Raw genomic sequence first — 15,027 nt, forward strand, 5'->3', positions numbered from 1 at the left:
CGGCTTGATGTCCCGTAACGAAGTCGAAACGGCCCCCATGACAGACACGATGATTTCCCGCCGCAACCTTCTCAGCCTGATGGCTGTGGGGGCGGCTTCAACGCTGGCCAGCTGCGCCTCATCCGGCCCGGTCACCCGTGGTTACACCATCACCTATCGCGACAACGCCACACAGGTGGTCGATCCGTCGATGGGTGGCGGCAATAGCGAGCTCGATGTGATGTACGGGCAGATCGCCGATGGCGGTTTCGTCATCCCGGCTGTGCCCTATCAGCAAATCCCGTCGCGTTTTTATCGTCAGCGCGTGGCCAACTCGACCGGTCAGCCGGCCGGCACCGTCGTCGTTGATACCAAGGCTCGGTTCCTTTATCTGACCGAACCGGGCGGTACCGCCATGCGCTACGGCGTCGGCATTGGACGCGAGGGTTTTGCGTGGCAGGGTGAAGGTGTCATCCAGTGGCGCCAGCGCTGGCCGAAATGGACACCGCCGGACGAGATGATTGCCCGCCAGCCGGAACTGATCTCCTACTCGGCCAAGAATGGCGGCATGCAGCCGGGGCTGCGCAATCCGCTCGGTGCCCGCGCGCTCTATATCTTCCAGAACGGTCAGGATACGCTTTACCGTCTGCACGGTTCGCCGGAATGGAACTCCATCGGCAAGGCCGTGTCATCCGGCTGCGTACGCCTGATGAACCAGGATATCATCGACCTCTATGATCGCGTTCCGGAAAAGGCCCGCGTTGTAGTCTGGCAGTAAGGGCTGTTTGAAAAGGGCCCCAGCCCCTTTTCAACGCGCAAACCTACGCGCAGCGGCAACACAACCGATAACCCCGATCGTGGCGACCAGCATCAGCGGCGTCACGGTTTCTCCAAGCAGTGTAGCGGCCAGCGCCAGGCCGAAAAACGGCTGCAACAATTGCAACTGGCCGACAGAGGCGGTGCCGCCCTGCGCAAGGCCGCGATACCAGAAGATAAACCCGATCAGCATGCTGAACAGCGAGACATAGACGAGGCCGGCCCATGCCGGTGCAGGGATCCCGGTGAGCGTTTGCGGCCAGGTGAAAACGAGGCCGACAGCCATGACGGGCAGTGACAGGGTCAGCGCCCAGCAGATCACCTGCCAGCCGCCCAGTCGTTTCGAAAGGCGCGCGCCTTCGGCGTAACCCAGCCCGCAGGCGATGACGGCGGCCAGCATCAGGCTGTCGCCGAGCGGCGAGGCGGTGAGGCCCTGAACAATGGCAAATCCGGCCACCAGCAGACTGCCGAGTGCCGAAAACAGCCAGAAGACCGGCTTTGGCCGTTCGCCGCCGCGCATCACGCCAAAGATCGCAGTCGCCAGCGGCAGAAGTCCGATAAACACGATGGAGTGCGCCGAGGTGACGTGCTGCAGGGCAATGGCCGTCAGCAGCGGAAACCCGACGACAACGCCGAGTGCGATCACGGCGAGCGAGACGAGGTCTGCAGTCGAGGGGCGCTTTTCCCGGAAAGCCAGCAGCAGGATCAGGCTCAAAACGCCGGCAATCGTGCCACGCGCCATCGTCAGGAAAAATGGATCGAAACCCGTCACCGCCAGCCGTGTCGCTGGCAACGAGCCGCTGAAAATGATCACGCCGATCATGCCGTTGACAAGACCGGCAACGCGATTGTCGAGCGGGTGATCTATGGCGGGGGTAGCCGGCTGGGTCATGGTGTCGTCCTGTTGTGTCAATCTTTCGCCGGCGCATGCATCGGGCTCGTGCAAAGCAGCGCTGCCGCGCAGGCCGTCTCATCTATCCGCCGGATCGGCTGGCCGGACCATCGACAGTCTGATACAGTTTGATCAAACTGTTGTGGTGCATTAAGCAATACGGATGGGTGTCATCGGCAAAATGGAACGGTCAGCTACAGAGACGAATGCCCGCGTGCAAAATACGACACGCGTCGGCATGGTCATGGCCACGATCCGCAGCCGTATCGCCGCCCGGTCCCTCACGCCCGGCGCGAAGCTGCCGTCGGTGCGCGGCCTTGCGGCCAATCTGAAAGTCTCTACCTCGACGGTCGTTGATGCCTATGAACGGATGGTGGCGGAAGGGGCCATCTTGTCTCGTCCCGGCTCCGGCTTTTATGTCGCCAGCCAGGCGGCGCCGTTTTCGCCGGCCGAGGTCGGCCCGCGACTTGATCGAGCGGTCGATCCATTCTGGGTGTCGCGGCAATCGCTGGACGCACCGGATGATGTGGCGAAACCGGGCTGCGGCTGGCTGCCGCCATCGTGGTTGCCGGAAGAAAGCATTCGCAAGGCCTTGCGCGGCCTGTCGCGGTCGAACGGCTCGGTGCTGACCGATTACGGTTCACCGCTCGGGCTTGCCGGTTTGCGGCAATTGATTGCCCGACGACTGGCGGATCATGCGGTGGATGTGGCGCCGGACCAGATCATCCTCACCGATTCCGGTACACAGGCGATCGATCTCATCTGTCGTCTGCTGCTGGAACCAGGTGATACCGTCCTTGTCGATGACCCGTGTTATTTCAACTTTCATGCGCTTTTGCGCGCTCATCGGGTGAAAATTGTCGGCGTGCCCTATGGCCCGGCTGGGCCGGATATCGAGGCGTTTGCCGCGGTTCTCGCCGAGCATAGGCCAAAACTCTACATCACCAATTCCGGCATCCACAATCCAACCGGCGCGGTCCTTTCGCCGGTCGTGGCGCATCGCGCTCTGAAGCTTGCCGAGCAATTCGATCTCATCATTGTCGAAGACGACATCTTTGCCGATTTCGAACCGGTCGCGGCGCCGCGCCTGGCCGCGTTCGACGGGTTGGACCGGGTGATCCAGATCGGCAGTTTTTCCAAAGCACTGTCGGCTTCCATGCGCTGTGGTTTCATCGCCACAAGGCGGGAATGGCTGGAGGGACTGATCGACCTGAAGATTGCTACCACCTTTGCCGGCGCCGCCATGAATGCCGAACTGGTGCGAACGGTACTGAGTGATGGCAGTTACCGCAAACATGTCGAGGCCCTGCGCACCCGGTTGGCGCGGGCGATGGTCGATGCGGCGGCGGGATTGAAGGCACTCGGCATAGAGCCCTTGCTGATGCCGCAGGCGGGCATGTTCTTATGGTGCCGGCTGCCGGGAGAGGCGGATGCTGCCGAAATCGCCCGGCTGGCATTGGAAAAAGGCGTCGTCCTGGCGCCCGGAAATGTGTTCAGCCTGTCGCAATCCGCCAGGAGCAGCATGCGTTTTAACGTTTCCCAGATGGGCGATGCGCATGTTTTCGAAGTGCTCGCCTCGTCGCTGAAACAGCAGCTATGCATTCAAAACTGTTGAAAACGCCGAGGCTTGCCCATCGACGATGTTATGGCGCGTTGCGCTAACCCCCTCGTAATGAATGCGCATTACGATCGGCTTGATAATCAAGACATAATCAAGAGGTGCGTGGGGCGATGCGCTTTGTCCAATTGAAACTGGTCGGGCCGATCATCGGGGTGTTGATCCTTTTGATCGCGGCCATGGCCAGCTTTCCATATTTCGGCGTGATGCGTATCGATGCCGAAGCGCGCCAACGTGAGGAAACGCTGGTCAGACGCAATATCGCGCTGTGGACCAAGGATATCGAGTTTTCACTGACCGCCTGGACGATATGGGATGATGCGATCGCCAAGATCGACAATGCCTTCGATTTCGACTGGGTGGACCGCAATATTGGTGCCTCGCTGATCGGAACGTCGCGCACCCGCTTCGTGGCCATCATCGATGCCGACGACGGCACGATCTATTCACGCATGGATGATGCCATCAAGACCAACGGTTTTTTTGTGCGTGGTGCGGATGCGATTGTCGATGGCGCTTCAGCTCTTGTGGCGGAGGTGCGTCTGCGCGAACGCGCGCCAGCAGCCCCCGGCATTCCGTCGGCGCTGGTCGTCAGCCGCATGCAGGTGCTGGGAGAAGACGCCGTGCTGCTTTCCGCAAGCCTTTTTCAGCCGGATTTCGGGACTGCAAAGCCCCGTAATGCGCGTGGACCGATCCTGATCACCGCCATGCCGATTACCGGCACGCTGCAGGACTTTTTCGGAACGCGTTTTCTGCTGGACGATGCGGCGATCAGCCCGTTGTCCGAGGTTTCAGACGACCGGGCTCGCGCGGAAATTGCCGTGGGCGCGGATGGCGAAATCCAGGTCCTGTCATGGCATGCGCCAACCCCTGCGGCAAACGCGCTTCGCCAGTCTTTGCCGCTTGCGGTGACGATCGGTGCCGTGCTGCTGGCGGCGGGTCTTTTCACCCTGGGCATTTCCAGAACAACAGCGCGCAAGTTGATGGTGCGCGAACGCGAGATGCGCCACGCCGCCAGCCATGATTTTCTCACCGGACTTGCCAACCGTTCGATGTTGCAGCCGCGATATGGCGCTCTGGTGGAAAGGGGGCCGGTATCGGTGGTGTGCATCGATCTGGACGGCTTCAAGGGCGTCAATGATGCTTACGGTCACGCGGTCGGCGACGAGTTGCTGAAGGCGGTTGCGGAGCGTCTGCGCGCCGGCGTGCGTGAAAACGATCGCTTATTTCGTTTGGGCGGCGATGAATTTGCCATCATGATGCCGGGCCTGCCGCTGAAGGAGGCGGAAAAGATCTGCCGACGACTGGCGCTGACACTGGCTCAGCCGATCGCGCTTTCCGGTGGCGAAGTGCTGATCGGTGCCTCGTTTGGGATTCGTCAGGTCGAAAATCGGCAAACCACCTGCGACGATGCCCTGAAATCCGCTGATACGGCGCTCTACCGCGCGAAAGCTGGCGGTCGCGGCGAGGTTGTTGTGTCTTTGGAGAGCGATAACGATGCGGCCAAACATGCACTGAGCGATGCCGCCTGAGCAAGACGCAAAAAGGCGCGGCCTGCGCCACGCCTCGATGGGATGCTGAAAATCGGAAATCAGACGAACTGGCTGAGGCCCGGCACGGAGGCAATCACCTGATCGACCACTTCGTCGCCTGCATGTTCGCGGGCAACCGCCATGGTCTCGCGGGCAAGCGCGGTGATCTCGCCCATGCCGAGGCCCTGCGCCATCAACTGCTGGCCCAGCGCCATGACGCCGCCGCCAAAACTCGCCATCAGGCCACCGAGCAGACCGCCGCCCCCGGCACCTTCGCCATTGAACTGGGCAACAAGTTCCGGCGCGCCGGGAATGGCTTCGATCATCTTTGCAACGGCGCCGTCATCGGCTTCGCGTTGCAGGAAGCCAAGCATCATGCCGATCGCCTTTTCGGCGACATCGGGAGCAAGGCCGACATTGTCTGCGATGCGGGATACGAGTTCGTTCATGGACATCTCCTCGAGGTGGTAATTGACGTTTACGTTAAAGTCATTCGTGTCGGTGGGCAACGGGTGGTGAGGGATGTGAAAAGAATTTTTCGCGCTTGCCCTATCGGCGGCGTACGGGCATCGCCTTATCATGGGATTGCGGGAAATGCATCGCGGTAAAAACAACACGCCGTGATCGATATCGCAGCACATCGCTCAGTCGATCCGCGGCGGAGAACGAGCGCCTGGAACAGCAGCTGCAGGAAGCCCAGCAGGCATTTGACGAGGCAAAGGCCCAGCCCGGTATAGACCAAACGATTTGGGAGCGGCGATAATTCAGTCCGGGTGCTTATTCGTGTCGCCTGTCACGAGGTTCAAGCTTTATGCGCGCCTGAACTCTTGCCGACCGTATCGGCCATATAGGCACCACGCTCGCCCATCGGCTGTTCCGGCCCGGTGGTGGAATCCCGCGCTGTCTGGTGCTCGAGTTCGGCATTGATCTCGGCGCCGATCACAATGATGATCGTCGAAGTCCACGTCCACACCATGAAACCGATCAGCGCGCCAAGTGCGCCGTAGGTCGCGTTATAGTTTGCGATATGGGAAAGATAGAAGGATACGCCTACTGACGCCGCAAGCCAGGCGAGGCTGGAAAATATGGCGCCCCAGGTGAGCCACTGGATGCGCGCCGGCTCGCGGCTGGGGCCGAAGCGATAAAGCACGGCAATGCCGGTCGTCACGAACAGCAGCATAATCGGCCAGCGCGAAAAGCGGATGATCATTTCCGACCACTGATCCAGCCAGAGGAAGGAGAGCAACGCCGGCACAAGGCCCAGGCCCGTCAGCACCACTATTGCGACGAGAATGGCGCCAAGCGTGAACAGAAGTGAAATCAGGTTCAGCTTCAGAATGTTGCGCTTCTCGTTTTCGCCATAGGCGACGTTCATGGCCTCGAACATCGCTTTCATGCCGGCATTGGCACTCCATAAAGCCAGAGCGAGACCGCCGAAAAGACCGATATTCAACGTCGTGCGCCCCTGTTGCGTGAGGCTGCGCAACTGATCGAGAAACAGATCGAGTGCATTGGGTGGCAGGATCATGCTGAGAAAGGTGATGCGCTCGGCGAGCTTGGTGGGATCGGCAACAAAACCGTACAGCGACACCATCGCTGTCATGGCCGGGAAAAGCGCCAGCAGCAGATAATAGGTTACACCGGCGGCGACCAGCAGGACACGGTCACTTTCGATCGAATAAAACACGCGCCAGAAAACATCCTTCAGTCCCCGTGCGGGAATATCCGCCGGTGTTTCAGCCTCGCGGCCGCGCGCCCTGTCTATGGGAGAGGTGCTCAAAGGGGCGGGATCGGTTGCCGGCGCCTTGATTTGCGGAAATGTCTCTGCCGTATCGGCTGTCATGATTTGTCTCCCGGCCCAAAATGCCAGCATTTCGATCAGCGGCTTCTCGTTGCCGAGACGGCAGTCTCGTCCTATACAGACATTCTAAATTGGCATTTCATCGATAACGCGAAGAGCGGGAAGCGGTTGCATGGTTGATGCGGGAAAACTCTTGATCGGCGGCAGCCGAAAGCCGGACGACAGTTTCAAGGACGCCGAATATCTCGAGCTTAAATTCGGCAATCGGCACGGCCTGATCACCGGTGCCACCGGCACCGGCAAGACGGTGACCCTGCAGGTGCTGGCGGAGGAATTTTCCGCAGCCGGCGTGCCGGTGTTCTGCTCGGATATCAAGGGCGACCTTTCCGGCATTGCCGCCATGGGCGAACCGAAGGATTTTCTGCTCAAGCGCGCAGAGCAGATCCAGTATGCCGATTACGATTTTACAAAATTCCCGGTGATGTTCTGGGATCTCTACGGTGAAAAAGGCCACCGCGTGCGCGCCACCATCGCCGAAATGGGTCCGCTTCTGCTCGCCCGGCTGATGGACGCGACGGAGGCCCAGGAAGGTGTCTTGAACATTGCCTTCAAGATCGCCGATCAGGGCGGGTTGCCGCTTCTCGATCTCAAGGACCTGCAGGCGCTCCTCAATTACATGGGCGAACACGCCGGAGAAATTTCCACACAATTCGGTTTCATCTCCAAGGCATCGGTCGGCTCGCTGCAGCGTGGCCTACTCGTGCTGGAGCAGCAGGGAGCAGTGCATTTCTTCGGCGAACCCGCTTTGCAGATCAGCGACATCATGCGCGTGGCACCGGATGGCCGTGGCATGATTTCGGTTCTGGCCGCCGACAAGCTGATGATGAACCCTCGCCTCTACGCCACCTTCCTGCTCTGGATGCTGTCGGAACTGTTCGAGGAATTGCCCGAAGTCGGCGATCCGGAAAAACCGAAGCTGGTGTTCTTCTTCGACGAGGCGCATCTCCTGTTTTCCGAAGCGCCGAAGGTGCTGCTGGAGCGGGTCGAGCAGGTTGTCCGGCTGATCCGTTCCAAGGGTGTCGGCGTCTATTTCGTCACCCAGAACCCGCTCGACGTGCCGGAAACCGTGCTGGCGCAGCTCGGCAATCGGGTGCAGCATGCGCTTCGCGCCTATACGCCGCGCGAGCAGAAAGCCGTCAAAACCGCTGCCGACACTTTTCGCGCCAATCCGGATTTCAAAACGGACGAGGCAATTACCCAACTTGGTACTGGCGAGGCGCTTGTCTCGACCCTTGAAGGCAAGGGGGCGCCTTCGATGGTGGAGCGCACGCTGATCCGACCGCCATCGGCGCGCATCGGGCCGATCAGCGAGCCTGAGCGCAGCCAGATCATGAACATGAGCCCGGTCGCCGGTGTTTACGATCGCGATCTCGACCGCGAATCCGCCTTTGAAATTCTCGCAGCCCGGGCCAAGAAGGTCTCCGATGCGGAGGCCGCCAAGCGACAGGCTGAAGAACAGCCTGCCGAAGACAACAGCGCGGCCGGCCGCTGGACCCTGCCAGGTTTCGGCGATGCGCAGGAAGACGAACCTGCAGCCAAGCCCGCTGCCAAGGGGCGCTCCGGTTATCAGCGTGAAACTGTGATCGAGGCAGCGATGAAAAGTGCAGCGCGCTCCGTCGCCTCAAGTGTCGCCAACCAGATCGGACGGGCGCTGGTGCGCGGTATTCTGGGCAGTTTGAAGCGATAATTGTCGGTTCAACAAGTGGAGCGACGGATCACGCTGAACCGGGTGAAAGCATAAATTGACAAATGCTCATATTGGGCGCAATGTTTGTTTACTTTCACTCGGGAGGCTGTGTGATGTTCAAGTATATCGCATTCTTTGCAGTCGTCATGAGCATGTTTGCGCTTGTCGCAACGGTCACAACTGTTCCGGCGGGTGCTGCTGGTCCATGTAATCCCGCCGTCCAGAAATGCATCTGACGTCATCGCCGCCAGTGGTCTGAGGATGTCATGAACGACCTTGTTTACGTTGGCTTCGTGCTCGCCGGCGCGATGACACTTGTCATCGAGGCTTACCGCAATTTCAATGCGCCGAATGCGCGTCATCCGTTCGAATTACATCCGATCCTGAAAGAGGTCGAGGTGCGCAACCTGTGTACAATGGGAGAAGTCGTCGGCGGCTTCATCTTCTATGCGCTTCTTTACCTAGTTGCCTATGGCGTGGTGCTGAGTTCTGCGGAGGTCTATGGATTGCTCGCACAGGCCTACAGCGCGACTGGTGAAATCGGTGCCGCTGATGGAGGCGGCAGCATCTCCGATACTACGATTGACGATCTTTTAACGGCTGCGCCGGGAGATTACAGCAAACCGATTGTCGTGTCCGCACTACTCATTTCGTCGCTCTCCATCGGCGCGATCAAGCCTATCGAACTTACCATGCGCGCCCTTGCTCACCGCCTTGCTGGCGTCCCACGCGGCGTTTACCGGGTGATCGAACACATCCGCCTTGCCGATTTCGGCGATGTGATGAAAGGGCACTATACCGCTCTCACCGAAGAGTACGAAAGTACCGTCAAGGGGCCACCGACATTACAGGACATGGCAATCACCAACTCTCTGAAAGCCGTCGATTGCCTGTCCGTCGTTGCCGACACAGACAAATTATCGCGGTATTTTCCACTGCGCAATCTTGAGCGTCTTAAGCCTCTTATCGACAAGGTCGAGACCCGGCTTACGGACCTGAAAAATGACGTTGCCAATTTGGTTGCGAAAAATACGGGCCCCTTGCCGGCGGTCGATCTGCGAAAGATGCGTGATGACTTGGAAATCGAGGTGCGCGGTATGCGCTCGGATCTCATCGCTGTTTTCGCCGTGCTTTATATCCGTAACGATCATGCAGTCTACAGGCAGACTAATCGGCATGTGGAAGCCGAAGATCCGATCAACCGGCTGGAAGAGCGGATCGCTGAAGGGGAACGGCAGGAACAGAATGCATTCGGTGTCAGCATCCTGATCGCCTTCGTGCTGTCTTATGCGCTTGCTACCGCCATTTACTACAAATGGCGGTATTGGCAGGGCGTTGATGGTAACGAGGCTTATCTCGCCGCACCCACGGAAATGCGGCCGTTTCTAAAGGAGTGCGCCTCCAAATTTGACCTTGTCTGCGAAAGTGCAGTGTTGTCTTGGAGGCAGACAGAGGTGCCGGCGATTTTCGCAGAAGCAGCATGGGATCAATTGCAGTCCCTGTTGGTCACGTTCTTCTGTGTTCTTCTTGTCATCCTGGGGCGAGAAGTGCGGGTCGAGCAGCAGTCCTGGCGGCGCGAATGGAAATTCACTCAGTTTCCCTTTCTAAAACTGCTGGCCATGTCGACCGTGTCCGGTTTTGCAGCGGTTTTCCTAACCGCTCTCGTGCTTGTTCTGAAATATTGGTGTAACACCGAATTCGATATCAGCCGCGCGCAGTTGGTCGTTTTCTTCCAGCAAAACAGCCGGTTCATGCTGCTGCAAGTGTTCGGCGGCCTCGTGCTCGCCCTGTCGGCGCTGGTAATCATGGACAAACACGCTGAGGAGGGTAATACGACTGGCTTTTCGCTCATGTTGGCGGCTTTCGGCAGCATGCTTTATTTCCTGTTTACATGGGCGAGCCTGATCATTTCGGTCGGTTATCAGGCAGGACCTGTCGCCGCGTACGTCTCGCTGACGGTGCGAGATACCCTGATTTTAAGCCTTTTACCGGGCTTTTTTCTGTTTCTGTTCGCCTATTTCCTAGAGTTGAGCGAGCGGGAAGGAAAGAGGGATAAGCCGGTGGCGAAGGCGACCGTATCCGCGCCCGCCGGCGTTTCTGCTGGTGGCTGATCGATTGGAGGGCGCTGACGATGCGCGTGATGTTGAAATCTCTACAGTCCTGTTTGCTTGCCCTGGTGTTGGCCGCTGGCGCCTGCGACGCGCAACCTATTGAGCCACCGACGGGTGCGCTTGCAATCGGTGTGCGCAGTAAGGCACGGCCATTCGCATACAAACTTCCGGACGGTGTCATTGATAGCGATGCCACGAGTGGGCCGCTCAGCCGTGCCGGATATTCAGGCTATATGGTGCGCATCTGCGATGCGGCGCTCGCCGAAATGATCGTCAATCCGGAGGTGTCCGGTGGACTCAATATGGATCAGGTCACGATCTACGATATCGATACCGGTCTCTGGCACGGACAACGGGGACAAAATAAAGATAATGAGCCGGAGGATCCTGCAACGGCCAGGTTTGAGAAGCTCGGCATTTCGTTCGATATTTTGTGTGATCCTGCGACCATCACCAATCAACGGAGGGGCGTCATCGTATCTCCACCTGTCTTTCTCACCGGTATCAGCTACCTAACCTTAAGAAACACCGGCATGCCTACCGATCCCTGTGGTGACAAGGACGTGTCGGACAGCCCCGAAAAGGAGCAAGTGGTAGCCAAGGCGGTAACCGAAGCGGAAAGTAAAGATTCAGTTGAACGCAAGGACAAACGCGCGTTGATTGGTCTGGTTGCAGGTACAACTTCAAAGGATCGTGGCATTCAGGCGCTGATTGATGCACGGGAAATGCCGCAGCGTGAAGCAAAACTGGTGGACGAGCTGCGCAACCCTTCCGTTTCCGCCTGCAAGGAAAGCGATGAGGCAAAAAAGGACTCAAAACCTTCTGGCGATGCCACAGCCGCGAAACCTGAAAAGGTACTGGTACAGACCTATCGGAACCACGCAATCGCCGCCCAGCAATTCTGTGCCGGCAAGTCTTTTCATTATTATGTCGGCGATCTTGAAATCATTCGCAGTTATGCCGGAGCTATTCCCGGATGCGATATCGAAAATGGTGTCGTAACCTATACCAACGATCGTTACGCCGTTTTCGGCATGGCTGTCGGCTGCAGGCCGCCTCTGGCCGAGACGGTGCCGGATCCTTTGGCAGACTGCGACACTGAGCGCGCACTGCGCGTCGCCAAGTTCTTTTCCATCCTTACCCAGAAGGTGATCTTTAATCCGTCGGTGCTCGATAAAGCTTATGACGATACATTCCCCGGTCAGGTGCAGAGCAAAAAGCTAAAACTGTTTTACTGGAGCATTCGCGGCGAGCGATTGCCGGAGCTGCCGTCGGACAGTGGTTCCCCCTCGGAGGCGATCCAAAAACAGACGGATTGATGGTCGCTCGCGCATTAGGTTGACGTCTATGGATTTGTCAGGCAGTATATTACAAATATCTGATATTGCTTCGAAAACGCCCATTTTTGCTATTCTGGAGACGTTGTCTTAACACCTTGCCTCTAGGTTCCGTGGCTCATCCGCAGTGGAGCTCGGCGGCGTTGAAACGATCGCGTGTCATTCTGGAAGCCACGATCCTGGCCTTTCTCGGCGCGCTGCTCCCGTTGTGTCTTACCATCTATGGTGCCTGGTCCCTTTCGCTGAGAGTGGAAGAGGACAGGTTGATGAGTATTGCCGCTCAGGCGGCGACCCGCGCCGAACGATCCTTCACCGATGCTGCTGCCACCTTGAAAACATTGGGCGGACGACGGTTCATCTCCTGCACCGATGCGCATATCGGCGAAATGCGCCGGCTCGTCATCAATGCGCGCACGGTCGAAGAGATCGGCTATATCGAGGACGGTATCCTCAAATGTACGTCCTGGGGAACTGAAAGCCGTCTGATCGAGGAGCAGAAGCCGGATTTTGTCATCGGGCAGGATATCAAGGCATGGGTTGATGTCGTGCCGATGGTGACCAGGGCCAATCCCATGAGTGTCGTGCAGGTTGGGCCTTACAACGCACTCGTCGATCCCGGTCGGCTTGTCGAGGCGCTGGCAGATCAAAGCGCGTCCGTGGTCATTACGGCACCGAATGGCGTGATTACAGCGACGCTGAATGCGCCCGATACCGATTTTACCGAAAAGCTGGGGCGCACGGCAACCAAGGGCACGCTTGGCGACACAATCTATGCTGTTCAGAGCAAGTCCGGCTGGACGGCGGCGGCGGTCAGTTCCACGGACGGACTTTTCGGACTGTTCACAAAGGAACATTGGCTTTTCGTTGCCTTCGGCACTTTCGCGACTGCTGTCATTATCGGCCTGGTGGTTCGCATGTCGCGCAAGCGGCTTTCGCCATTGGGCGAACTGGCGATCGCCGTGCGAAAGCGCGAATTCATCGTGCACTACCAGCCGATCATCGAACTCTCCACAGGGGTCTGCGTTGGCGCCGAAGCGCTTGTCCGATGGCAGCGTCCGGGCGGCAGCCTTGTCAGGCCCGATCTTTTCATTCCGCTGGCGGAGCAGAGTGGTCTCATCCAGCCGATTACCGATCAGGTTATCGATGCCATAGGGGCCGATCTCGGTCGACTTTTCAGCCAGCATCGGTCGATGCACGTCTCCATCAATTTTTGCGCCGACGATTTCAAGACGGGTCGCGTGCTCGAAACCGTCGGTCAGCGTCTCGGCAATAGCGGCATTGCCAATGGCCAGATCTGGCTCGAAGCGACCGAACGAGGCCTGATGGATATCGATGAGGCGCGCCGAACGATCGCCGAAGCGCGCACCCGCGGTTATGCCGTGGCCATCGATGATTTCGGCACCGGTTACTCCAGCCTGCAATATCTGCAGAGCCTGCCGCTCGACGCGCTGAAGATCGACAAGTCCTTTGTCGATACGATCAACCGGCAGACCGCAACGAGCGCGGTCATCGACCACATTATCGAGATGGCCAAGGGATTGAATCTCGCCATCATCGCCGAAGGCGTGGAGACACGCGAACAGGCGGAGTATCTGCTCGCGCATGGCGTCGAATTCTGCCAGGGCTGGTTCTATTCCAAGCCCATGCCGGCGGAAGATTTTATCGAATATGTCGAAACCAGCCTACAGCGGCTTGATAGTGGTGTCGTCATGTTGAGCCGGGCAAAAGTTTAAGCCTCGGCGTGCCTGGCTGTTTATGTCTGCCAAAGCGGCCTTAGAACCAGTTCGCATCCCAGTAACACCAGACAGATGAGAAAGCCGCGCCGAAAGGCGGCCGCGCTGATGCGTCTGCGCAAGGCCTGCCCCGCCCACATGCCGGCCAGCGCCGGTGCGATTGCCATGGTGGACAGTGCCAGATTGCCCATATCGATGCCGCCATAAACGGCAAGCCCGAGGAACAGCGCTATCGTCGACACGGTGAAGGACAGGCCGAGCGCCTGTACCAGATCGTCTCGCGAAAAACCCAGCGCCTGGATATAGGGGACCGCAGGAACGACAAAAACACCGGTGGCGCCGGTAATAAGGCCTGTCAGAAGGCCGACGAGGGGTGAAACCCAGCGCTCCGCGGTGTATGGCACCGACAACTGCCGGCCAAACAGTGTGAAGAGGGCATAAGCGATCAGCACGCAGCCAAGCGCGCTTGCCGTCCATTCCGCACCGGCGGTGATCAGCGATGCACTTGATAGCGTGCCGATGACGATCGTGATCATCATCGGCCAGAGACGGCCTGCAACCGAAAGCAGGCTTGGGCCGGACAGCAGTTGCCAGACATTGGTGACGAAGGACGGGATCAGAAGGAGTGCCGCTGCCGCAACCGGCGAAATCAGCGCGCCGAGCAGGCCCATGGCGACAGTCGGGAGGCCCATGCCGGTGACGCCCTTGACCAGGCCGGCGATCAGGAATGTGCCGATGAAGGCGGCAAAAAAGGGAAGGGTCAGGTCGTTCATGCCCACTTATGTCATGCTGGCGGCTCAGGGCTCAATCCCGATGCGCCGTCCAACAGTTTGAAGAGGATCGAAGCATGCCTGTGTGGGCAAACCGTGCCGTCCCAATCATCTCACATGGCGCTAGCATTATTGTGATCCGATGTTGAAGTTGCAAACGGCCTGAAACCTTATTCCCGTCCGTTTCGTCTCCCAAATATCGCTTGCTGAAAATTGTCATGCCCGATGGAGAGGCAAATGCTCGTGTTACGTCGAGTGCTCGATCAATTCTGTGAACAGAACCAGGTGCGGCTGGATGACCCGCTGGCGATCGCTGCCGCGCAGGAGCTGGTGCGCTTGTGGCAAACCGGCGATCCGACGGAAGCGGAACTGGCGTCCGACCTTGCGCATCTGATGCCGGGGCGTCACGGTGCGTTAACCCAATCGGGAGCGGAGTTACAGTTCTAAAACGGTTCGCGGAACCAATATGCTTTGTGACCGTTCCTATTTTCAAGCACTTCGGTCGGCCAATAACATCAGTCAACGAAGGCTCCGGTGCCCTGACCGAATTTACGGGGTTTTCACTTCAGCACATTTCTTTCGGCCCGCCTTTGGCGGGCCATTTCTTTTTGCAGGGTCTTCCACAGATGCCGGGCGCGCCACTTGATGGCAGTCGCGTCACTTGCTAATTTGCGAAAAATACCCGCGTGTT

Annotated in this window: 12 protein-coding genes; 8 read left to right on the forward strand and 4 right to left on the reverse strand. The window is 58.5% G+C overall.

Going from position 1 to position 15,027, the window contains the following annotated elements; genetic code table 11:
- Positions 1-37 precede the first annotated feature (37 nt).
- Complete coding sequence (locus tag ACRQ1B_RS13600; RefSeq protein ID WP_432294214.1) at positions 38-757, forward strand: L,D-transpeptidase; 720 nt, start codon at positions 38-40, stop codon at positions 755-757.
- Between the two features lie 30 nt (positions 758-787).
- On the opposite strand, the gene ACRQ1B_RS13605 is transcribed toward ACRQ1B_RS13600, so the two are convergent.
- The gene (locus tag ACRQ1B_RS13605; RefSeq protein ID WP_432294215.1) at positions 788-1,687 is read right to left on the reverse strand and encodes a DMT family transporter; all 900 of its coding nucleotides are present in this window, start codon (positions 1,685-1,687) and stop codon (positions 788-790) included.
- Positions 1,688-1,925: 238 nt separating this feature from the next.
- On the opposite strand from ACRQ1B_RS13605, the gene ACRQ1B_RS13610 reads away from it, so the two are divergent.
- Positions 1,926-3,302, forward strand: a complete 1,377-nt coding sequence (locus tag ACRQ1B_RS13610; protein WP_432294599.1) for an aminotransferase-like domain-containing protein — start codon at positions 1,926-1,928, stop codon at positions 3,300-3,302.
- A gap of 116 nt (positions 3,303-3,418) precedes the next feature.
- Complete coding sequence (locus tag ACRQ1B_RS13615; protein ID WP_432294216.1) at positions 3,419-4,837, forward strand: sensor domain-containing diguanylate cyclase; 1,419 nt, start codon at positions 3,419-3,421, stop codon at positions 4,835-4,837.
- Between the two features lie 59 nt (positions 4,838-4,896).
- On the opposite strand, the gene ACRQ1B_RS13620 is transcribed toward ACRQ1B_RS13615, so the two are convergent.
- The gene (locus ACRQ1B_RS13620) at positions 4,897-5,286 is read right to left on the reverse strand and encodes a hypothetical protein (RefSeq protein WP_306830356.1); all 390 of its coding nucleotides are present in this window, start codon (positions 5,284-5,286) and stop codon (positions 4,897-4,899) included.
- Positions 5,287-5,639: 353 nt separating this feature from the next.
- On the reverse strand, positions 5,640-6,680 hold the full coding sequence (locus ACRQ1B_RS13625) for a YihY/virulence factor BrkB family protein (RefSeq protein WP_432294218.1): 1,041 nt from the start codon (positions 6,678-6,680) through the stop codon (positions 5,640-5,642).
- A 130-nt stretch (positions 6,681-6,810) separates the two neighbouring features.
- On the opposite strand from ACRQ1B_RS13625, the gene ACRQ1B_RS13630 reads away from it, so the two are divergent.
- The 4 genes from ACRQ1B_RS13630 (at position 6,811) to ACRQ1B_RS13645 (ending at position 13,566) form a co-directional block, all read left to right on the forward strand.
- The gene (locus ACRQ1B_RS13630; RefSeq protein WP_432294220.1) at positions 6,811-8,385 is read left to right on the forward strand and encodes a helicase HerA-like C-terminal domain-containing protein; all 1,575 of its coding nucleotides are present in this window, start codon (positions 6,811-6,813) and stop codon (positions 8,383-8,385) included.
- 266 nt (positions 8,386-8,651) lie between these two features.
- A complete protein-coding gene (locus ACRQ1B_RS13635; RefSeq protein ID WP_432294221.1) occupies positions 8,652-10,496 on the forward strand; it encodes a hypothetical protein in 1,845 nt (614 codons plus the stop codon).
- A 20-nt stretch (positions 10,497-10,516) separates the two neighbouring features.
- Positions 10,517-11,815 carry a type 2 periplasmic-binding domain-containing protein gene (locus tag ACRQ1B_RS13640; protein WP_432294222.1) on the forward strand — a complete coding sequence of 433 codons (1,299 nt, stop codon included), beginning with the start codon at positions 10,517-10,519 and terminating at the stop codon, positions 11,813-11,815.
- 161 nt (positions 11,816-11,976) lie between these two features.
- Complete coding sequence (locus tag ACRQ1B_RS13645; RefSeq protein WP_432294224.1) at positions 11,977-13,566, forward strand: EAL domain-containing protein; 1,590 nt, start codon at positions 11,977-11,979, stop codon at positions 13,564-13,566.
- A 20-nt stretch (positions 13,567-13,586) separates the two neighbouring features.
- Here the strand turns inward: ACRQ1B_RS13645 and ACRQ1B_RS13650 are convergent, their stop codons facing one another.
- Positions 13,587-14,339, reverse strand: coding sequence for a sulfite exporter TauE/SafE family protein (locus ACRQ1B_RS13650; protein WP_432294226.1), 753 nt, complete (start codon positions 14,337-14,339; stop codon positions 13,587-13,589).
- Positions 14,340-14,573: 234 nt separating this feature from the next.
- Between ACRQ1B_RS13650 and ACRQ1B_RS13655 the strand changes: the two genes are divergently transcribed.
- Positions 14,574-14,783, forward strand: a complete 210-nt coding sequence (locus tag ACRQ1B_RS13655) for a hypothetical protein (RefSeq protein WP_432294228.1) — start codon at positions 14,574-14,576, stop codon at positions 14,781-14,783.
- Positions 14,784-15,027: the final 244 nt, after the last annotated feature.

Source organism: Endobacterium panacihumi (genome assembly GCF_050847465.1).
GTDB lineage: Bacteria > Pseudomonadota > Alphaproteobacteria > Rhizobiales > Rhizobiaceae > Neorhizobium > Neorhizobium panacihumi.

Coding starts and splice junctions, on each gene's coding strand:
- ACRQ1B_RS13600 (WP_432294214.1), top strand. CDS start 38: ATGACAGACACGATGATTTCCCGCCGCAACCTTCTCAGCCTGATGGCT.
- ACRQ1B_RS13635 (WP_432294221.1), top strand. CDS start 8,652: ATGAACGACCTTGTTTACGTTGGCTTCGTGCTCGCCGGCGCGATGACA.
- ACRQ1B_RS13650 (WP_432294226.1), bottom strand. CDS start 14,339: ATGAACGACCTGACCCTTCCCTTTTTTGCCGCCTTCATCGGCACATTC.
- ACRQ1B_RS13630 (WP_432294220.1), top strand. CDS start 6,811: ATGGTTGATGCGGGAAAACTCTTGATCGGCGGCAGCCGAAAGCCGGAC.
- ACRQ1B_RS13615 (WP_432294216.1), top strand. CDS start 3,419: ATGCGCTTTGTCCAATTGAAACTGGTCGGGCCGATCATCGGGGTGTTG.
- ACRQ1B_RS13620 (WP_306830356.1), bottom strand. CDS start 5,286: ATGAACGAACTCGTATCCCGCATCGCAGACAATGTCGGCCTTGCTCCC.
- ACRQ1B_RS13610 (WP_432294599.1), top strand. CDS start 1,926: ATGGTCATGGCCACGATCCGCAGCCGTATCGCCGCCCGGTCCCTCACG.
- ACRQ1B_RS13655 (WP_432294228.1), top strand. CDS start 14,574: ATGCTCGTGTTACGTCGAGTGCTCGATCAATTCTGTGAACAGAACCAG.
- ACRQ1B_RS13640 (WP_432294222.1), top strand. CDS start 10,517: ATGCGCGTGATGTTGAAATCTCTACAGTCCTGTTTGCTTGCCCTGGTG.
- ACRQ1B_RS13605 (WP_432294215.1), bottom strand. CDS start 1,687: ATGACCCAGCCGGCTACCCCCGCCATAGATCACCCGCTCGACAATCGC.
- ACRQ1B_RS13625 (WP_432294218.1), bottom strand. CDS start 6,680: ATGACAGCCGATACGGCAGAGACATTTCCGCAAATCAAGGCGCCGGCA.